Below are 20,805 nucleotides of genomic sequence, written 5' to 3'. Positions count from 1 at the left end.
CTGCCCGCGGTAGCGGACAGACCCTGACCGCTACCCCTGCCACTGTTGTCCCGTACCCAACGACGAGCACCACCGGAAGGGCCTGATGACGATGAACGCCCCCACCCCGCCCCGCTCGGCCGACGACGCGGAGCGCACCGACCTCCTTGCCGCGCTCGCGACCGCGCGAGCGGCCCTGATCGCCACGACCCACGGACTCGACGACGAACAGGCGGGGGAGACCCCGACCGCCAGCGCGCTGTGCCTGGGCGGGTTGATCAAGCACGTCGCCTCCACCGAGGAGGGCTGGTTGCGCTTCGCGGTCTCGGGCCCGTCGGCGATGAGCCACGACCTGCCCGAAGGGGTCACCTGGGCCGACCTCGCGGCCGGGACCGCCCGGGAGATCCCGCAGTGGATGATCGACCACGGGAACGAGTTCCGGATGCTGCCCGGCGAGACCCTCGCCGGGGTCGTCGCCCGCTACGAGCAGGTGGCCGCCAGGACCGAGGAGACCCTCGCCGCCCTTCCCGACCTGTCGGCGGCCCACCCGCTGCCGGAGGCACCGTGGCACGAACAGGGTGCGATGCGCAGTGTCCGTCAGGTCGTCCTGCACGTGGTTGCCGAAACCGCCCAGCACGCCGGGCACGCGGACATCCTGCGCGAGACGATCGACGGCCGGACGGCCACCTGACCGAACGCGCTCCCGGCCGGTGCGGTCCGTCGCGTGACCGCCGTGGACGGAATCACGCTCCCGCCGCGCGACGAGCCGTACGCAACCGCGTCACGTGCCCACGACCGCCGCGGGCCGGAACCACGCTCCCGGCCCGCGACCGGCGGTCATGCAACCAGCCGAGCAGAACGGAATCACTGTGCAGCAGAAGGTCGACCCGCACGCTCCGGGCACCCCGCCCTCCAGGCGGGAGGGCGAAAGCCACCGGACCGGCAGTCAGGTTTCAGGTGGCTGCCGGGGCACCGGTCTCCGAGCGCGCGCAGCCGCGCCGACGACCGGACGACGAGCGCATTCCGGTGTTCGGTGATGACCGTTCTCGGCCCCCGGGCACTCAATCGCGCGACGCTCGCCCGGCAACTGCTCCTCGACCGCGCGGACGTGCCGGCACTCGATGCCGTCGCGCACCTCGGCGGTCTGCAGGCACAGGAACCGCAGGAACCGTTCGTCGGGCTCTGGTCACGACTGCGCTCCTTCGACCCGGCGAGCCTCTCGGACCTCCTGACCCAGCGGCTTCTGGTCCGCACGCACCTCATGCGTCGCACCGTTCACCTCGTCACCTCCGAGGACGCTCTCGCCTGGCGCGCCCGCCACGATGCCATGCTGCGGCAACGCGTACGCGGAACGTACCGCCGTGAACTCGAGGGGGTGGACCTCGAAGAACTCGCCGCGGCAGGCCGGGCGGTCATGTCCGACGGTGAGCCGCGCTCGATGGCCCAACTCGCACGCGAGCTCGCCGACCGCTGGCCGGCACCGGGACCGCGGGCGCTGGGCGAGATGCTGGTCGCCGCACTCGTTCCGATGGTGCAGCTGCCGCCGCGCGGACTCTGGCGAACGAAAGGAGGGGTGCGCAACCTTCCGATGGCCTCGTGGCTGAGCCGCGAGATCGACCCACCGGCCACGGACGGCGCCGACCCTGTCGGCGAAACGCTGGTGCGACGCTATCTGGCCGCCTTCGGGCCCGCTGCCTCGGCCGACCTGCGAGCCTGGTGCGGCCTCGCCGGGCTGCCGGCCGCGATCGCCGCGATCCGCGAGGAACTGGTCACCTTCCGCGACGAGCGGGGCCGTGAACTGCTGGACCTGCCGGGTGCCCCGCGTCCCGATCCCGACGCACCCGCCCCGGTACGTTTCCTGCCCGCGTTCGACAACGCGATCCTCGGCTACCAGGACCGCACCCGGATCATCGACGACGCATACCGCGGCCTGTCGGTCGCCGGTGCTCGCGTCGTCCTCGTCGACGGCCGGGTCGCCGCGACCTGGAGCGTTGAGGCCGGTACGGTGACCGTCACTCCGCTGCGCGGCTTCTCCCGGACCGAGAGCACCGCTATCGCCGAGCAGGGGCGGGCGCTCGCGGCATTCCTCTCCGAAGACGACGACCGACGCGTCGAGATCGCAGACTCTCCTCGTTGAGGACCGCCTGCCGAAGTGGTGACCGGCGCGCGGAGGGGCGCGCCGAGCCTGCGCGTCCGATCGGTGCCTCGTGCGCTGCGCCGCGTTCCGTCGGTGGTTCGTTACGGTGAGCAGCGCCCAGGCACCCTGGGGCTGCCGGTGCCCGACGGCACCGGCAGCCCCAGTGGGCCGGTCCTCGCCGGTCCGGGGCAGCGGACTATCCGAACTGGCCGGGCTGGTAGTCGCCCGCGGGCTGCTGCACGATGACGTTGAGCCGGTTGAAGGCGTTGATGAGGGCGATGGTCGCTACCAGCGCGACGAGTTGCTCCTCGTCGTAGTACTTGGCGGCGTTCGCCCACGCCTCGTCCGTGACACCTCCGGCCGCGTCCGCGATGCGGGTGCCCTGCTCCGCCAGCTCCAGCGCGGCGCGCTCGGCGTCGGTGAACACCGTCGCCTCCCGCCAGGCCGCGACGAGGTTGAGGCGGGTCGCGGTCTCCCCGGCGTGCGTGGCGTCCTTGGTGTGCATGTCGGTGCAGAAGCCGCAGCCGTTGATCTGACTCGCGCGGAGCCTTACCAGCTCCGCGGTCGCGGCCGGCAGGGTCGAGTCGGTGAAGGCCTTGCCGGCGGCGACGAGGTGCTTCAAGGACTTGGCCGCGTTCGGGTCGGCGAAGAGGTTCAGGCGTGCTTCCATGGTGTGCTCCTTGCGAAAGTAGCGGATACACCTCTGTGACGGGTCGGCTCGGCGGAATGTGACACGGGCGTCTGTGACGTGTGTCTCCCCCTTGCACACCGGGCCGGTCGCGCGCGGGCCTGCAACACGCGGGGCGGTGACACCTCTCCTCATCGCTTCGCTGAGTCCCTGGGGTCCTGAGCCCCGACGCACGGTTGCGGGTCAGGGCATGCGCCCCCGCTGCGCTTGTCGCGGTTCCCACCGCGCATGGACGTGCGGGCTGCCTGGGGCTGCTGTGAGGTGTGCGCCGTTGTGTCGCAGGGCGGCGAGTGCGCCGGTGTTGTCGGCCGTGGTCTCGGCGATCACGGCATGGGCACCGGCGTTCGCGGCCTCGGCCAGAACCTCGCGCAGGGCGAGGGTTCCGATGCCGACTCCGCGCGAGGAACGGCCGAGCCACATACCCGTTTCCAGGACGTACGGCCCGTCGTGGCGGGCCAGCCGCGCGGACCCTACGATCCGGCCTCCGTGGACGATCGCGTAGGTGCTCTCGCGAAGGGGACCCCCGAGCCCTGTCCGGCGGGCCCGGTGCCACGCCAGGAAGGCCGCGCGCCGGTCCGCCGTCCAGCCCGGCGGTCCGGCCACCGGAGGCATGACCTCGGTCGGGGCGGCGTCCCCGACCGCCACCGTGAGTAGCGACTGGAGGGCTTCCTCGTCCAGCTGACGCAGATCAACCCGAGCGGTCATGTCGATCGTTCCCCTTCGGTGGGCGGACGGTGGTCCGCAACTCGCTCCGCCCCGCCGCTTGTCCGGTGGCGGCCCTCCCTCGCCGGGGGCACCAGGTCCCCCATCACAGCAGGCGGGAGCGAGGGATTGGCGGCCGCCGCCTCCGCCACCTGCCGGTCAAGGCCGGTGAGCAGGTCGATCACGACGTGCGGAGGAAGTGCCGGATGCCCGGCGGCCGCCTCCCGCGCCTTCTCGTCCGACAAGCACGCGAGCAACGCCGCAGCGGGCGCGCGGGGATGCCGGGCGATCGCGCGCAGAGCCTTCTTCACCGGTGTCTCGGCTCGGGCCAGGCGGTCCAGCAGCGCCGGTGTCGCGTCCGGGTTGGTCGCCACCCTGGCCGCGACCTGGGCCCCGTGACGTTCGATCATGGCGCGCAGCTGGACGTCGTGGAGGCCCGGGTGCGGAGCGATGGCCTTGACCACTTTCGCGTCGGGGTCGGCGGCGAGCGCGTCGCGGATGCCGGGGGGCAGATCGCGGCGCAGGGCCAGAAGCATCCGTGCGGCGGGGACCGGTGACCCGGCCAGTTCCTCGACCTCGGCGAGGGACGCGGAGGCGATGCGCGGCAGCAGCGTAGGACCGACCCGGGTGGTGCGCGACAGGTCGATGAGTACGTCGAGAGGCACGTGCGGGTTGTGGGCGAGGCCGCGCCGTACGTCGTGGTCGCGGTCGCCTGCCAGGGTGCGGATCACGGTCTCGTCGGCCGAGCCATTCTCGGCGAGGTCCGCGCGTATCCCCGGAACCGGATCCTCGGCGAGCTGCCTGCTCACCTCCGGCGTGAGGTCGCGGCGGGAGGCAAGGGCCCAGCGCAGCAGGGCCGACGGGTGCCCGGAGAAGGGGATGACGGCGTCGGTGGGCGTGGCAGGGTTGTGGAGCGCCGCCCGATACGTGTCGCGCACGGTGGATTCGTGGGAGCCGTCGCACGACGCTCCGGGTGGCAGCTCGCAGTCGAGCCTCCCGCACCGCCGGTCGTGCACGAACGGTGTCTGCTCCCTCTCACAGACCAGGCACTGCCGCGCGGGAGGCAGCCCCGCACCGGTGACCAGCGCGGCCAGCACGGCGGCGGGCGTCCTGGGGTTGTCCGCCACGGCGCGGCGCACCTCGGCGTGCGGATGCCCCGCCAGCCCGGTGGCGACTTCAGGCGTCGCCCACAGTGCGAGCTCGGCGACCACCCGCGCGTCCGGGTCCGCGGCCAGCGCCTCCACCACGTCGGCCGGGAGTCCGGGGCAGGCGGCCAGCTTCTCCCGGCGTTCGACGGCGGGGTCGGCCGCGAAGGCGCGGGCCCATGCCGCGGTGCCGGCCCCCTCCTCGAGCAGGGCCAGGGCGGCATCGGGTTGGGCCAGGGGATCCACGTCGACGGCGGTCAGCCGGCCCTCCCGGACGAGCTGGACGGCGCTCTCCGGCACGTGTGCGGCCAAGGCGAGCGCGCGCTCACGGGTGAGGTCCGCACGGCCGGCGAGGCACGCGGCGACATCGCCGTCCGCGACCGCGATCAGCCGGTCGACCAGTTCGGCCGGCAGGGAGACATTGCGGGCCAGGCCCCACAGAACGTGGTTCACAGCCCTCATCCTGCCGGGACTGTGCGCCCGTGGCGTGTGGATATCGCCCCCAAGCCTCTGCTGCCCGCCTCCGGTTCACCTGTCCGTGTGGACGACGCCGCTCCCTGGGTTGATGCCCCTGTTCTTGCTCGCCCAGGCCGCTCGCAGCGTCTCGTAGTCCTCGTCACTGAGATCCTGACATGCCTCGGGCCGGTCGGGGATGCCGTAAGTGCGTGTGGCGTTGATGGCCTTCTGACAGTCGGCCTGCCTGTCGGTCTCGGCCGCGCCACACGCGGCAAGTGCGGCGGTGAGCAAGGCGATCGAGGCGACGACGGTGCGGGTCCTCATGGCTCCCCCCTCAGGATCGTGTGATGAGAGTGAGGCAATCATGCGATGGCCGGGGTGTCGGAGGGGAGGGTTCCGCGGCGGCAGTGCGCGTTCCGTTTCTCCATTCTGCCGAAGGGCTGGAGCCCTGCGCGACTGTCGTCGAGCACGCTGCTGGAAGTCGCCCAACTCGGTTCTACCGGGCAGCCCATAGCTCCGGCATCCCCTTCAGCGGGTGAAGCTGAAGGAGTGCGGGTGGGTTCAGGAACTGCGCGAAGGGCTGAGGCGAGTGTTTCCCGCGCACACGTGGGGCGCTTCCAGGACGCCCATCAGGTGGCCGGGGCTGCTGCGATGACGGTGTCGAGCATGGTTCGCGACGTCTGCAGTTCGTGGATGGTGTGCGTGAGGCGTTCGCGCTCTCGCTGCAACTCGGCGATGGTGTCGGAGCACACGGGGGTGAGGGCCGAGCCGTCGATGCGAACGCACGGCAGGATCCTGGCGATGATCGTCGTGGACAGGCCGGCGGCCAGCAGGCTGCGGATGCGCCGCACCGTGTCGATGTCGGCCTCGTTGTAGACGCGGTAGCCGCTGGGGAGCCGGGTCGGGTGGAGCAGGCCCTGTTCCTCGTAATAGCGCAGCAGCCGTTCGCTGACGCCGGTTCGCCGGACCATCTCTCCTATGCGCATGTGACCTGCACCTCACCGCGTTGACTCTCACATTGGTGTGAGACTTTAGCGTCGGCCGCATGACGACGAACAGCGCGGTCCCGATGACCGCTGTCTCTCCCGCGCCGGTGCGGTCATCGCGCCGCAGCAGCGCGCGCCCCTTGCCGCCCTCGCCACTGGGCTGGCCATCTGCACACGCACCAGCCGGATCCGCTGGGCGGCCGCCGCCACCGTGCTCATGCGCGGTGTCACCGCCGCCGCCTTGATCCCATGGTTGCGGGACCGCGCACCGGCGTCCGCCCCGAGGCTCCCATTCCGGTCACGGCGATCAGTGCCTCCGCGTTCAACCTCGGGGTCGCCGTCGGTTCCCCCCTCGGCGGTCGAGCCGTCACCGCCGGCTCCTTGCTCGGCGACCTGCGGGGGATCGGCGGCTCGTGACGCTCGCCGCCGTCGGCACTGCTGCCCAGTACTGCCGCGGTCAACCTCGCGCCCCGACGACCTGCTCCGTCCAGTAACCCCTGAGAACCCGAAGGAGAGAATCCGCATGTCCTCAACTGCTCTGCCCACTTCCTCCCTTGGCCGCATCGTGCGCGGCACCGGCCCCGGCCTGCTGCTCGCCCACGGCGCCGGCGGCGGCATCGACGCCAACTTCGGCCCCATCATGGCGAACCTCGCCGCCCACCACACCGTCGTGGGACCCGACTACCCCGGTACCGGTCGCACCCCCCGCGCCGAAGCCCCCCTCACCCTGGACGCCCTGGCCGACTCCCTGGTCGCCACCGCCGTCGAGGAGAACGTGGACACCTTCGCCATCGCCGGGTACTCGCTCGGCAGCCCGGTCGCCATCCGTGCCGCCACCCGGCACCCCGACCGCGTCACCGGGCTCGTCCTGACCGCCGGCTTCGCCCACCCCAACCCGCGGTTCCTGCTGGCCGCCCGGTTCTGGCGCGACCTGCTCCGCTCGGGCGACCTCGAACATCTGGCCGCGTTCGTGGCCCTGGTCGGGCTGAGCGCCCCCGCCTTGGACGCCATCGGCCAGGACGAGCTCTCCGCCGCCCTCATGGCCACCACGACCTCGATCCCGTCCGGCACACTCGAGCACTTGGACCTGCTCATCGACCACGTCGACGTACGGGAAGACCTGGCTGCCATCACCGTGCCGACCCTGATCATCTCCACCACGAGCGACCAGCTCGTCACGCCCTATCACCACCGGCAACTCGCCGACACGATCCCGGGGGCCGAGTACGCCGAACTCTCCACGGGGCACCTCCCATTCGTTGAACGCCCCGAGGAATGGTCCGCGCTCCTCCTCGACTTCCTCGGCAGGGCCTCCGCCTGATGACGGCCCTCCGGCCCCCCGGGGCACCCTCCCGGTGCAGCGGGTCGTCGGCCTTCCGCCGGCGGCCTCGCCGCTCCACGTCACCGGGCGGGCGGCGCGACACCCTGCGGATCCGGCGCGCGCACGCCTTTCCTGATCGCGCCGGGTGCCTCGTTGCCGTTCCTACCGCGCAAACCGGTGTCCCGGCCGCACCCGGACCCGCCCCGTCCAGCACCAGGGACGTCCGGCGGCCCGCCCGCGCACGTACGGGCGGGCCAGGAGCGTCAGGCGATCTCGATGAGCAGATCACCGGCCTCGACCTGCTGCACCTTGCCGATCGCCAGCCGTCGTACCGTCCCGGCGGCCTGCGCGGTGATCGAGGCCTCCATCTTCATCGCCTCGATGGTGGCGACCGTCTGACCGGCCGACACCGCCGTGCCCTCCTCCACCTGCAACGTCACGACTCCGGCGAACGGCGCGGCGACATGACCTCCGTTGCTGCGATCCGCCTTCTCCGCCGCCTTCACATCCGTCGCGACGGACTTGTCCCGTACCGAGACCGGCCGCAACTGCCCGTTCAGGGTGGCCAGTACGCTCCGGAAGCCGCGCTCGTCGGCCTCGGAGATCGCTTCCAGCTCGATCAGCAGGGTGACTCCGGGGTCCAGCGTGACCGTGTGCTCGGTCTCCGTCTCCAGGCCGTACAGGAAGTCCTGCGTCGGCAGTACGGACGTGTCCCCGTAGGCCTCGCGGTGGGCGTCGAACTCCTTGGTCGGGCCGGGGAACAGCAGTCGGTTCAACGTCGCGCGCGGCGACCGGCGCAGGGCCTCGCGGTCCTCGTCCGACAGGTGCGGCGTCCGAGCCTTCGCCGGGCGGCTCTGCAGCGCGCGGGTACGGAAGGGCTCCGGCCAGCCGCCGGGCGGGTCACCCAGCTCGCCCCGCAGGAATCCGATCACGGAATCCGGTACGTCGAACTTGCCGGGGTCCGACTCGAAGTCCGAGGCGTCGACCCCCGCCCCCACCAGATGCAGGGCCAGATCGCCGACGACCTTGGACGACGGCGTCACCTTCACCAGCCGGCCGAGCATGCGGTCGGCGGCGGCGTAGCAGTCCTCGATGAGTTCGAAGCGGTCGCCGAGACCGAGGGCGATGGCCTGCTGACGCAGGTTCGACAGCTGCCCGCCGGGGATCTCGTGGTGGTAGATCCGGCCGGTCGGCGAGGCGAGTCCGGACTCGAAGGGGGCGTAGACCTTGCGGGTCGCCTCCCAGTAGGGCTCCAGGTCCCCGACCGCCTGGAGGGAGAGGCCGGTCGCGCGCTCGGTGTGGTCCGTGGCCGCCACCAGCGCCGACAGCGGAGGCTGGCTGGTGGTTCCGGCCATGGAGGCCACCGCGGCGTCCACCGCGTCCACTCCGGCGTCGATCGCGGCGATCAGCGTGCCGAGCTGCCCGCCGGCGGTGTCGTGGGTGTGCAGGTGGACCGGCAGGTCGAACCGTTCGCGCAGTGCGGTGACGAGGGTGCGGGCGGCCGGCGGGCGGAGCAGTCCGGCCATGTCCTTGATCGCGAGAACGTGGGCTCCCGCCTCCACGATCTGCTCGGCCAGACGCAGGTAGTAGTCCAGGGTGTAGAGGGTCTCGCCGGGGTCCGAGAGGTCCGCGGTGTAGCAGAGGGCCACCTCGGCGACCGAGGTGCCGGTGGCACGGACGGCATCGATCGCCGGACGCATCTGGGAGACGTCGTTGAGGGCGTCGAAGATCCGGAAGATGTCCATCCCGGTGGACGCGGCCTCGGTGACGAACGCCTCGGTGACCTCGGTCGGATAGGGCGTGTAGCCCACCGTGTTGCGCCCGCGCAGCAGCATCTGCGTACAGATGTTGGGCACGGCCTCCCGCAGCTTGGCCAGCCGCTCCCACGGGTCCTCGGCCAGGAACCGCAGCGCCACGTCGTAGGTGGCCCCGCCCCAGCACTCGATGCTCAGCAGCTCCGGGACGGTCTGCGCGACGTGCGGGGCGACGGCCAGCAGGTCGCGGGTACGGACCCGGGTGGCCAGCAGCGACTGATGGGCGTCGCGGAACGTGGTGTCGGTGACGGCGACGGCCGACTGGGCCCGCAGTTCGGCGGCGAAGGCCTCAGGACCGATCGCCGCGAGCCGCTGCCGGGACCCGGCCGGCGGTGTTCCGGCCGGTAGGGCGGGCAGCTTGTCGGCGGGGTCGATGACGGAGGGACGGGGGCCGTACGGCCGGTTGACGGTGGTCTCGGCGAGATAGCTCAGCATGCGGCTGCCCCGGTCGGCCGACGGGCGGGCGCGGATCAGCTCCGGATGCTCCTCGATGAAGCTGGTCGTGATGCGCCCTGCCCGGAAGTCGGGCTGGTCCAGCACGGCCCCCAGGAACGGCAGGTTCGTCGCCACTCCCCGGATGCGGAACTCCGCGATCGCCCGCCGCGCACGGCGGGCGGCGTTGGCGAAGTCATGCCCGTGACACGTCAGTTTGACGAGCATCGAGTCGAAGTGCGCGGACACCTCGGCCCCGGTGTGCACGGTGCCGCCGTCCAGTCGTACGCCGGGTCCGCCCGGAGAGCGGTAGGCGGAGATGGTGCCGGTGTCGGGCCGGAACCCGTTCGCCGGGTCCTCCGTCGTGATGCGGCACTGCATCGCGGTGCCGTTGAGGGTGATGTCGTCCTGCGTGAGATGCAGATCGGGCAGCGTCATGCCGGCGGCGATGCGCAGCTGCGCGATCACCAGGTCGCGTCCGGTGACCTGTTCGGTGACGGTGTGCTCGACCTGGATGCGCGGATTCATCTCGATGAACACGTGGTTGCCGCGCTCGTCGACGAGGAACTCGACGGTGCCCGCGTTCACGTATCCGATGTGGCGGGCGAAGGCGACCGCGTCCGCGCAGATCCGCTCCCGCAGCTCCGGGTCCAGGTTCGGGGCGGGGGCGATCTCCACGACCTTCTGGTGGCGGCGCTGCAACGAGCAGTCGCGCTCGTAGAGATGGACGACATTGCCGTCGGCGTCGGCGAGGATCTGCACCTCGATGTGGCGGGGGTTGATCACCGCCTGCTCCAGGAAGACCGTCGCGTCGCCGAACGCGGAGCGGGCCTCGCGCATCGCCGCGTCGATCGCCTCGCGCAACTCACCCGGCTCCGCCACCCGGCGCATCCCGCGCCCGCCGCCACCGGCGACGGCCTTCACGAAGACGGGGAAGCCGATGTCCTCGGAGGCTGCGACGAGCGCGTCCACGTCCTCGGACGGCTCGGACGACTTCAGCACCGGAACGCCGGCCGCCCGTGCGGCCGCGACCGCCCGGGACTTGTTCCCCGTCAGGTTCAGCACCGGTGCCGGCGGCCCGACGAACGTGATCCCGGCGTCAAGGCACGCTGCCGCGAGGTCCGGATTCTCCGAGAGGAAGCCGTACCCCGGGTAGATCGCGTCCGCGCCCGCCTTCCGGGCTGCCTTGATCACCTCGTCGACCGAGAGGTAGGCCCGAACCGGATGCCCCGGCTCCCCGATCCGGTAGGCCTCGTCGGCCTTGGCGCGGTGCAGGGAGTTGCGGTCCTCGTGGGGGTACACGGCCACGGTGGAGATGCCGAGCTCGAAAGCCGCGCGGAACGCCCGGATCGCGATCTCTCCGCGGTTGGCGACCAATACCTTGTCGAACATCAAACTCCCCAGTCGTGTCACGGGCGCGTGGCCTCGGGACAGGCGATGTCGCACGGGATGCGCGTACGGGCATCCGGTGGTCACATGGCGGTGGCGAAGCGCTCCGTGGTTGCCGGGCCCGGAGCGTTCGACACCGTACCGGAGACCTTCCCCGAGATCGCGGGCCCGACGGATGGCGTGCGTCACGTGCCGATATTCGGCCCGCCGTCACCCGGGAGCGGTGGCCCGACACGCGCGGGCGACCCCGAACGGATGTTCCCGGACACCGCACTCCCGTCACTCGTTCCGGGCCTCCGGCGCTTCCCCGACCCCGAACATCGACAGGAAGGCCGTCGCGGCGGGGGAGGGCCGGAAGCTGCTCCAGACCAGGTGTTCCACCCGTACCGGCGCGTCGCGGAGGCGGACGACGGGCAGGTCGGGGAACTCGTCGACGAAGGCGGCGGGCAGCATCCCGATGCCGAGCCCCTGCCGGATCAGACGGGCCATGGGGTCGGGAGCCGTCACCTCGAAGGCGACCTCGCGAAGCACGCCCGCAGCGGCGAATGCGTCGTCCGACTGCACCCGCCCGGCCGTGCCCTCGGGGAAGTCCACGAACGGCTCGTCCCCCAGCCGCGCCAGGTCCGCCTCCCCCTGGTCCGCCAGCGGGTGACCCGGTGGAACCACCGCGACAAGGTGACCGCGTGCCAGCTCCCGGCCGCGTACTCCCTTGGGCCGCGGCCCGGGGGGCAGTCCCAGGAAGGCGGCGTCCAGCGTGCCCTGCCGCACCCGTTCGGCCAGCTCCTCGCTCGCGCCTGCGCGCAGGCTGATGCGCACCTCTCGATGACGCAGGTGGAACCGCTTGAGCGCGGCGGGCAGGTCGACCGCCGTCACGGTGGGAATGGCTCCGATGGCAAGCCGGCCCCGGATCTCCCCGGCGACGGCCGCCACCTCCGCCCGGGCCCGTTCGGCGGCGTCGAGCGCCTGACGGGCCGCGGGAAGGAACGCCTCGCCGGCGGCGGTCAGCCGGACCCGGCGACTGGTCCGCTCGAACAGTCTGGCGCCCAGCTCCCGTTCCAGCCGGGCGATCTGATGGCTCAGCGCGGACTGGACGACCGAGCACTGCTCAGCGGCACGGGTGAAGTTCTTCGTCTCCGCGACCGCGACGACGTAGCGCATCTGCTGCAGGTCCATGGATCAATCGTGATGCACGATCGGTTCGATGAACAGCATGTGTTGGACTCATTGATCACCCGTCACCGACGATGAGGCCATGACAAAGACAAGACCTCACACGGGCGGCGGCTTGTCGCAGGGGCTGCTCCTGCTCATGTCGGTGGCCACGGGCCTGGCGGTGGCCGGGAACTACTTCGCGCAACCCCTGCTCGACCTCATCGGCCGGGAACTGGGACTCGGAACCACGACGGCGGCGCTGGTGGTGACGGTGGCTCAGGGCGGCTACGCACTGGGCCTGATCCTGCTGGTGCCGCTCGGCGATCTGATGGAACGCCGACAGCTGGCGGTGCTGCTCTACGCGGCGACGGCGGTGTTCCTGCTGGTGTCGGCCACCGCCGCCGACGCGACGGTGCTGCTGGTCGGTACGGCCCTGACCGCGCTGACCTCGGTGGGGGCGCAGGTGGTGGTGCCGTTCGCGGTGTCCCTGGCGGCCCCGGCCGAACGCGGCAAGGTGGTCGGCACGGTGATGACCGGTCTGCTGCTCGGCCTCCTGCTGGCCCGCACCGCGTCCGGAGCGCTGTCGGAGCTGGGCGGCTGGCGGACGGTCTACTGGATGAACGCGGTCCTCATGGCGCTGATGGCCCTCCTGCTGCGCCTCTTCCTGCCCCGGCTCCACGGGTCCGGCGGCGGCCTGAGCTACCCCGGCCTGTTGCGCTCGACGGTGGCGATGTTCCGGTACGAGCCACTGCTGCGGTGGCGCTCGTGCATCGGTGCCCTGAGCATGGCTTCGTTCAGCGTGCTGTGGACGGCGCTGACGTTCCTGCTGGTGCGGTCCCCCTACGGCTGGTCGGAGTCGGCCATCGGCCTCTTCGGCCTGGTCGGCGCCGCGGGCGCGGTGGCCGCCACGGTCGCGGGGCGGCTGGCGGACCGCGGGCACGTCCAGAGGGTGACCGGCGCCGGGACGGTCCTGCTGCTGGCGTCCTGGGCGGCCGTCGCAGCCGGTGCCCGGTCCCTCGTCTGGCTGCTCATCGGCGTCGTCGCGCTGGACCTGGCACACCAGGCGGTGCTCAACAGCACCCAGAACGTCATCTACGCCCTCCGCCCTGAGGCCCGCAACCGCATCAACTCCGCCTTCATGACCTCGTTCTTCGTCGGCGGTGCGGTGGGGTCCGCGCTGACCTCGGTGATCTGGGTGCGCGAGGGCTGGACCGGCGTGTGTGTCCTGGGCGCCTCTCTCTCGGCCGGCACCGTCGTGCTCTGGGTCCTGGAACGCGTCACCGTCGGCCGAGCGGTGGGAAACCCGCCGAAGACCCCGGGCCCCCGAGGCCGCGACGCGCGATCGGCCACGGCGGCCCAGTGATCCAGGAGTCCGAAGCCCGCAGTACGCCGCGGAACGGCCCGCTCACCGCGGCGTACTGCGCCCCTTCCCGGCGCGCACCGACAGCCCTCCGGGAGCGGGCGCGCCCAAAAGGCGCAGACGAGGCGTCAGGCCGCGTACGGGTGGGCCGGGTAGGTCAGGTAACCGGCATCGCCGCCCTGGTAGTACGTGGCCTCGTCGACAGGCGCGATCGGCAGTCCGACGCGCAACCGCTCGACGAGGTCGGGGTTGGCGATGAAGGCCCGGCCGAAACTGATCAGATCGGCACCCAGCCCGAGCCAGTGGTCCGCGTCGTCCCGTCCGGTCTGCTTGGGCCCCATCGGAAGGGTGGGGTTGATGATCAGGGTGCCCGGCCACGCGCGGCGCAGCGCGAGGAGCGTCTCCTCCTCGACGGTGGCCTCAAGATGTACGTACGAGACGTCGAGGCGGGCCAGTTCGGTCAGCAGCGCGGTGTAGAGCTCGACGGTCTCGCTGTCTTCCACTCCCCAGAACAGCCCGCCCGGCGAGAGGCGGATTCCCGTCCTGGCACCGCCGACGGCGTCGACGGTGGCGGCGGCGGCCTCGACGGCGAAGCGGATCCGGTTGGCGACCGGGCCGCCGTAGCGGTCCGTGCGCAGATTGGCGTTGGTCGAGAGGAACTGCGAGATCAAGTAGCCGTTGGCGCCGTGCAGTTCCACCCCGTCGAAGCCGGCGTCGACTGCGCGGCGCGCGGCCCGGGCGTACGACTGTGCCTGGTCGGGCACCTCGCCGGTCTCCAGGGCGCGGGGCATCGGGGCGGGCTGGGGCCCGGTCGGGGTGAACACGTCACCGACAGCGGGGACGGCCGAGGGCCCGATCGGCTGCATGCCGGTGGTGTCGGGGTGCGAGACGCGGCCGCCGTGCATGATCTGGGCGAAGATCCGCCCGCCGTTGGCATGGACGGCGGCGGTGACGGGGCGCCAGGACGCGACCTGCTCGTCGGTGTGCAGCCCCGGCGTCCCCGGATTGGACTGTCCGATGACGCTCGGCTGGACCCCTTCGCTCACGATCAGTCCGGCACTGGCCCGCTGGGCGTAGTAGGCGGCCATGGACGGTGTCGCCAGACCGCCGGCCGCGGCCCGTACCCGGGTCATCGGGGCCATGACCACCCGGTTGGGCAGGGTCAGACCGGCGAGACCGTAGCCGGTGAAAAGGGATGTCACGTCAGGACTCCTTCGCGTTCAGCGGTGCCCGAAGCCCGGGCATGCAGTTACGCTAAAACCTCACATTGATGTCAGAGGCAAGTCCTGTGACGCAGGACACGGTGGGGAGAGTCGCGTGCGCATCGGGGAACTCGCGGCACGGGCCGGGGTCAGCGTCCGGTCCGTGCGCTACTACGAGGAGCAGCGCCTGCTCACCAGCACCCGCAGCCCCAGCGGGCAGCGGCACTACACGCAGGACGACGTCGAACGGGTCGCGTTCGTGCAGCGCCTCTACGCGGCAGGTCTGTCCAGCCGCACCATCGTCGAGCTGCTGCCCTGTGTCGACGCGCCCAGCAGGGAGAACTCCGACTCCGCACTGGAGCGGATGGCCCAGGAGCGCGAGCGGCTCTCCGCGCACATCGACGACCTCGTGCGGACCCGGGACACCCTCGACGTACTGGTGGCGACGGCCCGGGCGCACCGGGAGCAGCTGGTGCATCCCGTGGCCGGCTGACGGCGGAACCGGTCCCCGAACGGCCCGGCTCCGTCGCCCTCGTCGGCTACCGGCAGGCGCGGGTGCGGGGGATGGTCGCGAGCGCCGGAGTCCGCCGGTCGGCGACGAGCTGCGGCTGCAGGTGCCAGGTGTCGTCCGGTACGGAGTACATCCTGGTGAGGGCATGAGCGGGGTCGGGGGAGTGGCTGGGTGCGGGCGGCACGCCGTCAGGCCTGCCGGTTGTCGGACGCGAGACGATCCAGCCACTCCCTGAGGAGCTGCTGCTCCGCAGGGCTGAGAGTCGTCTGATCGGGCAGCGCGGCGCGCAGGGCGCGCGCGGCGCCGGCCGGCCCTGCGCTCCGCACGGCCGGCTCCTGGTGGGTCACGGCGGCGACCATGGATTCCCGCAGCGTGGTCAGCAGGGCCGGGTCGCGCCGGTCTTCCGGCAGGGAGAGCCAGGTGAGTACGGCGCCGCGCCCGGTGGCATGGATGATCATGGTTGCCAGTTCCTCGTCCACCCGGAGCCAGCCACCGACGGCGAGGCGCCGGATCCGGCCCCTCAGGATCTCCATTCCGGCCTGGAAGGCGGCCGATGTCGGCTGCGTGGGCTCGCTGTACATCAGCGAGTACAAGGCTGGGTTGTCCAGACCGAATTCGACCGCCAGGTCCCAGCCGGCCCGCAGGTCCTCGAGGGGATCCAGAGGTGCGGGGTCGACGTGCTTGGCCGCGAGGAACTGGGTGAAGCCGTGCTCGGCCACCGCTTCGAGCAGTCCGTCCTTGTCGCCGAACAGCCGGTAAATGGCGGGTGGTTGAAGGCCCGCCGCGACGGCGACCGCCCGAGTGGTGACCGCGTCGCGGCCCTCGCGCGCCAAGAGGTCGGCGGCGGCCTCGATGACCCGCTGCCGCGGCTGCTCGCGATCCGGGGCCGGGGTGCCGGAGCCGGCGGTGGTGGTGGTGGTGCTGAGGGGACGGGATGGCATGTATCAACGATACAGGGTTGTTGGTTCCGTCGATAGTATCGGTGTTATCGTGAAGTCGATTCCATTGGAACCAAGCAGAGGAGTGCGTCATGATCATCGTGACCGGAGCCACCGGGCAGCTCGGGCGTCAGATCGTCGAGAGGCTGCTGGTACGCGTGCCGGCGGACAGGGTCGGGGTCAGCGTCCGGGACCCGCGAAAGGCGCAGGCGTTCGCGGATCAGGGGGTCCGGGTGCGGCACGGCAGCTTCGACGAAGCGGCCGGCCTCGCTCATGCCTTCGAGGGCGCCTCCCAGGTCCTCATCGTGTCCGTCGACCGGATGGGCGAAGAAGCCGTGCGGCTCCACCGAACCGCCATCGACGCGGCCGTCGCCGCGGGTGCCCGCCGCATCCTCTACACCAGCCACATGGGCGCCGCAGCCTCGTCGCACTTCCAGGCCTGCCGTGACCATGCCGCCACGGAGCGCGCGCTGAGCGCTTCGGGCGTGCCGTTCACCGCCCTGCGCAACGGCTTCCACGCCGCCGCCGCGGTGCAGTTCCTCGGCCATGCCGCGGACTCCGGCCGGCTGGAACTCCCCGAGGACGGGCCGGTCAGCTGGACGGCGCACGCCGATCTCGCCGAAGCGGCCGCCGCCGTCCTGGCCGACGAAGGCCGGTTCGACGGCCCCACACCCCCGCTCACCGCCGCTCAGGCCCTCACCTTCGACGATGTCGCCCGCCTTGCCACCGACATCATGGGCCGCACCGTCACGAGGACCACCACCCCCGACGGCCGGTTCCACGACCAGTTGACGGGCAAGGGCGTGCCGACCGAGGTGGCCGGCCAACTGCTGGGCGTCTTCGCCGCCGCCCGCGCTGGTGAGTTCGCCGCAGTCGACCCGGCCTTGGCCGATCTCATCGGCCGTGAACCGACTCCCCTGAGCACGGTCCTGCGCGAGCAGTCAGGAACCGGCGCCGGCCACTGACGGGCCGAGCGCGGACAAGGGTCTGACGGGGCGGTCCGCACAACTCCGGCACCCTCGCGGGCGGCGCCCCTCCCCACCAGCCGAACCGCCGTGCGGGTAGCGCACCCGCCCGCTCGGCGCGTGGCAGGGGGCGCCGCCGCGGCGCGACCCTACGATCCGCCCATGCCGACGACCGCGTACCCCTTGCGCCTCCTGACCGCCGTCGCGGCAGCCGCCCTCCTCGCCGGCGCGCAGGCGTCAGCAGCGCCGGCGCGGGCGGCTTCCGTCGCCGCGGCGAGCCGGAACGGACCCGACCGGCTCCATCCGCTCGTCGATCTCTCGGTGCGGCGCCTGGCCACCGCGGACGTCGTAGCCGCCGCCAAGTGGGGGACGGGCGGCCCTGTCGACGATCCGGCCCGCGAGCAGCAGGTGCTCGAATCGGTCGCCCGGCAGGCGCGCGCGGCGGGGGCTGACCCTGGGGAGACCGTTCGCGTCTTCCGGGAGCAGATCGAGGCGAACAAGCAGGTGCAGCGCGCACTGCACGACCGCTGGAAGGCCGATCCCTCCCAGGCGCCGACGCTCCGCCCCGGCCTCACCGAGGTGCGCGAGGAGATCAACCGGGTCAACGGCGAACTCGTGCGCGCGATCGCCGACTCGGCCGCCGCCCGGACGGCGCCCTCCTGCGATGGCGCACTGGCCGCCGCCGAGGCGCGCGTACGGCGCCATCGCCACCTCGACCGCCTCCACGCGACAGCGCTGACGCACGCGCTGCGCACCGTTTGCGCGCCGGGCCCGGTCCGCTCGGGGTAGCGGCGTTCCGTGACCGCCAGATGTCAGGCGACCCGCAGCAAGGCCGGGTCGCCGGCGGAAATTCCGTGTCGTCGTGGCTGGGGATGGCCGAGACTGGTTCCGTGGCTGACATGGGGTTGTTCCGGGAGGCTGTCATCGCGTGGGCGGCCGGCGGCCCCGGTGGGCCCGCGCGCGATCTGGCCGCACGGCTGTCCGTCCGGGCAGCCGTCCTGCTGGAGGGGCCGAGCGATTGCGCGGCGGTGAACGCCCTGGCCGCGGGCCGCGGGCGGGATCTGGCGGCCGAAGGGGTCTGTGTCCTGCCGATGGGCGGTGCCATGAGCGTCGGGCGCTTCGCCCGCCTGCTCGGGCCACCCGGACTGGATCTTCGTCTCACGGGACTGTGCGACGAGGCGGAACGCCCCTACTACACGCGTGCTCTGGAGCGCCCAGGTGCCGCCCGGGAGGGGATCTTCGTCTGCGCGGCGGATCTGGAGGACGAGCTCATCCGCGCGCTGGGTGTGCGGCGGGTGGAGGAACTCTTCCAGGCGGAGGGCGACCTGCGCGCCTTCCGGACCTTCCTGCACCAGCCCGCCCAGCGGGGCCGTCCCCCGCAGCAGCAGGTGCGGCGCTTCCTGGGTACGAAGAAGGGGCGCAAGATCCACTATGGCCGCGTCCTCGTCGAGGCACTCGACCCCGACCGCGTACCCGCCCCTCTCGACGGCTTGCTCGCGGGCCTCTGACCGCCGTCAGGTGTCAGCCCGGTGTCGCCGACTGCCACCCTGGTCTGCGGCGTCCACCGGTGTCGTACGGGCGTCAGTCCCGGCCGCGGAGGGCGTCGGGACGGAACGGGCCGTCGAGCGCGGCCCATTGCAGCAGCATGATGGTCTTCGCGTCGACGATCCTGCCGTCGCGCACCATGGCCAGCGCCTCGGCGAAGGGGAGCTCGACGGTGGTGATGTCCTCGCCCTCGGCCGCCACTCCGGTCGTCCCCGTCGGGTTGTCCGCCGGATCGTACGGGGCCGCGTAGAAGTGCAGGCGTTCGGTGACGGAGCCGGGACTCATGTAGACGTCGAAGACGTGCTCGGGAGTTCCGATGACGTGTCCGGTCTCCTCGGCGGCTTCGCGTCGGATCGCTGTGTGCGGGCTGTCTCCGTCGAGGAGGCCGGCCGCGGTCTCCAGGAGCATGCCGTCGGGGTGCCCGTTGACGTACGCGGGCAGACGGAACTGACGAGTGAGCAGCACGGTGCGGTGCTCGGCATTGTGGAGCAGGATCGTCGCCCCGTCGCCGCGGTCGTAGGTCTCCCGCTGCTCGCTGCTGACATGCCCGTCGGTGTGCTCGTAGTCGAAGGTGGTCCTGCGCAGGACGTACCAGTCGCAGGAGAGCACCTCGACCTCGCGGATCCGCACGCGGGGATTGCCGGTCAGGCCGAGGCCGTGCAAGTGCAGGCCGGTGCGGCCACGACGGTCGGGGGTGTCCAGGCCGGCCGTCATCGGGCAGCCGGCACATCGGCGAGGTCCGTGTAGACGGCCCGGCCCTCGGCCCGGGCCCGGGCGGCCATCCGGTCCGCCCCCTGTGAGGGGCCGCCGATGCGCAGGACGGCGTCGCACCGGGCGAGCAGTTGCTCGGCGACCGGGTGGAAGATCTCGTCGAACAGCGCATCGCCGGGACGGGCGCTCCCCGCGGCGTCCAGGAGCGGCAGGGCAAGGGCCTCGCCGGTGACGGGCAGGTGTCCGGCGCGGAAGAGGTGGAGGGCCGACAGGTTCATGGCACGGACGTTTTCCTCCAGCTTGTGCGAGTCGTCGCCGGTTCCCGACCGGTAGGGACCGGCGACGAGGATCATCAGTGAACGGGTGTCGGTGGCCACGACGGCACACTCCTCAAGGGATCTGGGTGGGGGCGGGGATCAGGCCAGTACGGTCTCGACACCTGCGTCACGCAGGGCGTCGAGGGTCTGCGGACCGCGGGGATGGGTGCCGGCACTCCCGGCGGCGCGGTCGGTGACGAAGCGGTGCACGGCGTCGAGGGGAGCCACCCGGCTGAAGGCGCGCACGCCGAGCTTGGTCGCGTCCGCCACCGCGATGGTGCGGTCGGCCCGGGCCAGCCCCGCCTGCTTGACGGCGGCGTCGTCCAGGGAGAACTCCGACCAGCCGTGCTCGGCGTGCACCCCGCCGATGGACATGACGAAGCAGTCGAAGGCCAGGGACGCGAGGGTGTTCAGCGCCAGGGGGCCCACGAAGGAACGCTCGCCGGGGCGGGAGCGCCCGCCCACGATCAGGAGCTCGATCCCCGGGCGGTCGGCCAGGCACACCGCGGCCTGAAGGCTCAGCACGGCGACCGTCAGCGGGGCCCGCGCCGCCAGGTGTTCGGCCACGTGCACGGTCGTGGTCCCCGCGTCCAGCAGTACCCGTGATCCCGGCTCCACCATCTGCGCCACCGCGTCGCCCAGGCGGTCCTTGGTAGCCGCCTGCCACGGCTCTCGCGCGAGGAACCCGGCGTCCTCGGCCCGGGAACGCGTCGCCACGGCTCCGCCGTGAACGCGCCGCACGAGCCCCTGGCCCTCCAGGGCGTCCAGGTCTCTGCGAACGGTCATCTCCGACACGCCCAGGCGCTGGGAGAGCTCCGACACCGAGACCCGGTCGGAGCCGTCGGCACCCTGCACGAGCCGCAGGGTCAGGTCCAAACGATGGGCGACACTCATGGGAACTTTCTACCACCATGATGTTCGAATGAACAAGATGTCGAGTGAATGGTGCGTGGTGGTGCTCGTCGCGCCCCCCTTTAGTGCAACTCGCGGGTTGCACGCGAGATCTTGTTGTGCAACCCTGGAGTTGCAAGTCACTTGGCGACGATGAAACGGAG

General features: G+C 71.9%; 21 protein-coding genes. 9 read left to right on the top strand and 12 right to left on the bottom strand.

Annotation, left to right across the window (positions count from 1 at the left end):
- The first annotated feature begins 85 nt into the window (after positions 1–85).
- Entirely contained in the window at positions 86–670 is a 585-nt protein-coding gene (locus ABZ454_RS03700) for a DinB family protein (RefSeq protein ID WP_359535916.1), read from the top strand.
- A 345-nt stretch (positions 671–1,015) separates the two neighbouring features.
- Positions 1,016–2,116, top strand: a complete 1,101-nt coding sequence (locus tag ABZ454_RS03695) for a winged helix DNA-binding domain-containing protein (protein ID WP_359535915.1) — start codon at positions 1,016–1,018, stop codon at positions 2,114–2,116.
- A 196-nt stretch (positions 2,117–2,312) separates the two neighbouring features.
- On the opposite strand, the gene ABZ454_RS03690 is transcribed toward ABZ454_RS03695, so the two are convergent.
- From ABZ454_RS03690 to ABZ454_RS03670, 5 genes are all read right to left on the bottom strand, one after another.
- Positions 2,313–2,786 (bottom strand): carboxymuconolactone decarboxylase family protein, encoded by a 474-nt coding sequence (locus ABZ454_RS03690; protein WP_359535914.1) that lies wholly within the window; start codon positions 2,784–2,786, stop codon positions 2,313–2,315.
- A 201-nt stretch (positions 2,787–2,987) separates the two neighbouring features.
- The gene (locus ABZ454_RS03685; RefSeq protein WP_359535913.1) at positions 2,988–3,509 is read right to left on the bottom strand and encodes a GNAT family N-acetyltransferase; all 522 of its coding nucleotides are present in this window, start codon (positions 3,507–3,509) and stop codon (positions 2,988–2,990) included.
- Positions 3,506–5,104 carry a hypothetical protein gene (locus tag ABZ454_RS03680; protein WP_359535912.1) on the bottom strand — a complete coding sequence of 533 codons (1,599 nt, stop codon included), beginning with the start codon at positions 5,102–5,104 and terminating at the stop codon, positions 3,506–3,508. The genes ABZ454_RS03685 and ABZ454_RS03680 overlap by 4 nt, the downstream gene beginning before the upstream one ends.
- Positions 5,105–5,179: 75 nt before the next feature.
- Positions 5,180–5,431, bottom strand: coding sequence for a hypothetical protein (locus ABZ454_RS03675; protein ID WP_359535911.1), 252 nt, complete (start codon positions 5,429–5,431; stop codon positions 5,180–5,182).
- Between the two features lie 305 nt (positions 5,432–5,736).
- Positions 5,737–6,093, bottom strand: coding sequence for a MerR family transcriptional regulator (locus ABZ454_RS03670; protein ID WP_359535910.1), 357 nt, complete (start codon positions 6,091–6,093; stop codon positions 5,737–5,739).
- Positions 6,094–6,342: 249 nt separating this feature from the next.
- On the opposite strand from ABZ454_RS03670, the gene ABZ454_RS03665 reads away from it, so the two are divergent.
- A complete protein-coding gene (locus ABZ454_RS03665; RefSeq protein WP_359535909.1) occupies positions 6,343–6,510 on the top strand; it encodes a hypothetical protein in 168 nt (55 codons plus the stop codon).
- A 106-nt stretch (positions 6,511–6,616) separates the two neighbouring features.
- Positions 6,617–7,414, top strand: a complete 798-nt coding sequence (locus ABZ454_RS03660; protein ID WP_359535908.1) for an alpha/beta hydrolase — start codon at positions 6,617–6,619, stop codon at positions 7,412–7,414.
- 263 nt (positions 7,415–7,677) lie between these two features.
- Here the strand turns inward: ABZ454_RS03660 and ABZ454_RS03655 are convergent, their stop codons facing one another.
- Complete coding sequence (locus ABZ454_RS03655; protein ID WP_359535907.1) at positions 7,678–11,052, bottom strand: pyruvate carboxylase; 3,375 nt, start codon at positions 11,050–11,052, stop codon at positions 7,678–7,680.
- A gap of 276 nt (positions 11,053–11,328) precedes the next feature.
- A complete protein-coding gene (locus tag ABZ454_RS03650; RefSeq protein WP_356322198.1) occupies positions 11,329–12,222 on the bottom strand; it encodes a LysR family transcriptional regulator in 894 nt (297 codons plus the stop codon).
- Between the two features lie 79 nt (positions 12,223–12,301).
- Between ABZ454_RS03650 and ABZ454_RS03645 the strand changes: the two genes are divergently transcribed.
- On the top strand, positions 12,302–13,564 hold the full coding sequence (locus ABZ454_RS03645; protein WP_359535906.1) for an MFS transporter: 1,263 nt from the start codon (positions 12,302–12,304) through the stop codon (positions 13,562–13,564).
- A 125-nt stretch (positions 13,565–13,689) separates the two neighbouring features.
- Here the strand turns inward: ABZ454_RS03645 and ABZ454_RS03640 are convergent, their stop codons facing one another.
- Positions 13,690–14,763 carry an alkene reductase gene (locus tag ABZ454_RS03640; protein WP_359535905.1) on the bottom strand — a complete coding sequence of 358 codons (1,074 nt, stop codon included), beginning with the start codon at positions 14,761–14,763 and terminating at the stop codon, positions 13,690–13,692.
- A 115-nt stretch (positions 14,764–14,878) separates the two neighbouring features.
- Here ABZ454_RS03640 and ABZ454_RS03635 point away from each other — a divergent pair, with 115 nt between their 5' ends.
- A complete protein-coding gene (locus ABZ454_RS03635; protein WP_356322201.1) occupies positions 14,879–15,256 on the top strand; it encodes a MerR family transcriptional regulator in 378 nt (125 codons plus the stop codon).
- A gap of 206 nt (positions 15,257–15,462) precedes the next feature.
- On the opposite strand, the gene ABZ454_RS03630 is transcribed toward ABZ454_RS03635, so the two are convergent.
- Complete coding sequence (locus tag ABZ454_RS03630; protein WP_359535904.1) at positions 15,463–16,215, bottom strand: TetR/AcrR family transcriptional regulator; 753 nt, start codon at positions 16,213–16,215, stop codon at positions 15,463–15,465.
- An 89-nt stretch (positions 16,216–16,304) separates the two neighbouring features.
- On the opposite strand from ABZ454_RS03630, the gene ABZ454_RS03625 reads away from it, so the two are divergent.
- The 3 genes from ABZ454_RS03625 to ABZ454_RS03615 all read left to right on the top strand — a co-directional run bounded on the left by ABZ454_RS03625 (position 16,305) and on the right by ABZ454_RS03615 (position 18,685).
- Positions 16,305–17,177: an NAD(P)H-binding protein gene (locus ABZ454_RS03625; RefSeq protein WP_359535903.1), complete on the top strand. Its 873-nt coding sequence runs from the start codon at positions 16,305–16,307 to the stop codon at positions 17,175–17,177.
- 162 nt (positions 17,178–17,339) lie between these two features.
- Positions 17,340–17,966, top strand: coding sequence for a chorismate mutase (locus ABZ454_RS03620; RefSeq protein WP_359535902.1), 627 nt, complete (start codon positions 17,340–17,342; stop codon positions 17,964–17,966).
- Positions 17,967–18,067: 101 nt separating this feature from the next.
- Positions 18,068–18,685: a TOPRIM nucleotidyl transferase/hydrolase domain-containing protein gene (locus ABZ454_RS03615; protein WP_359535901.1), complete on the top strand. Its 618-nt coding sequence runs from the start codon at positions 18,068–18,070 to the stop codon at positions 18,683–18,685.
- A gap of 73 nt (positions 18,686–18,758) precedes the next feature.
- Here ABZ454_RS03615 and ABZ454_RS03610 read toward each other — a convergent pair whose 3' ends face one another.
- The 3 genes from ABZ454_RS03610 to ABZ454_RS03600 all read right to left on the bottom strand — a co-directional run bounded on the left by ABZ454_RS03610 (position 18,759) and on the right by ABZ454_RS03600 (position 20,644).
- Positions 18,759–19,436, bottom strand: a complete 678-nt coding sequence (locus ABZ454_RS03610) for an NUDIX domain-containing protein (RefSeq protein WP_356322206.1) — start codon at positions 19,434–19,436, stop codon at positions 18,759–18,761.
- Positions 19,433–19,786 carry a DUF4406 domain-containing protein gene (locus tag ABZ454_RS03605; protein ID WP_359536170.1) on the bottom strand — a complete coding sequence of 118 codons (354 nt, stop codon included), beginning with the start codon at positions 19,784–19,786 and terminating at the stop codon, positions 19,433–19,435. The genes ABZ454_RS03610 and ABZ454_RS03605 overlap by 4 nt, the downstream gene beginning before the upstream one ends.
- A 63-nt stretch (positions 19,787–19,849) precedes the next feature.
- Positions 19,850–20,644, bottom strand: coding sequence for a DeoR/GlpR family DNA-binding transcription regulator (locus ABZ454_RS03600; RefSeq protein WP_356322207.1), 795 nt, complete (start codon positions 20,642–20,644; stop codon positions 19,850–19,852).
- Positions 20,645–20,805: the final 161 nt, after the last annotated feature.

The sequence above is a fragment of the Streptomyces sp. NPDC005803 genome, from assembly GCF_040630435.1.
Lineage (GTDB): Bacteria > Actinomycetota > Actinomycetes > Streptomycetales > Streptomycetaceae > Streptomyces.
This window is presented reverse-complemented; position numbering and strand designations above follow the sequence as displayed.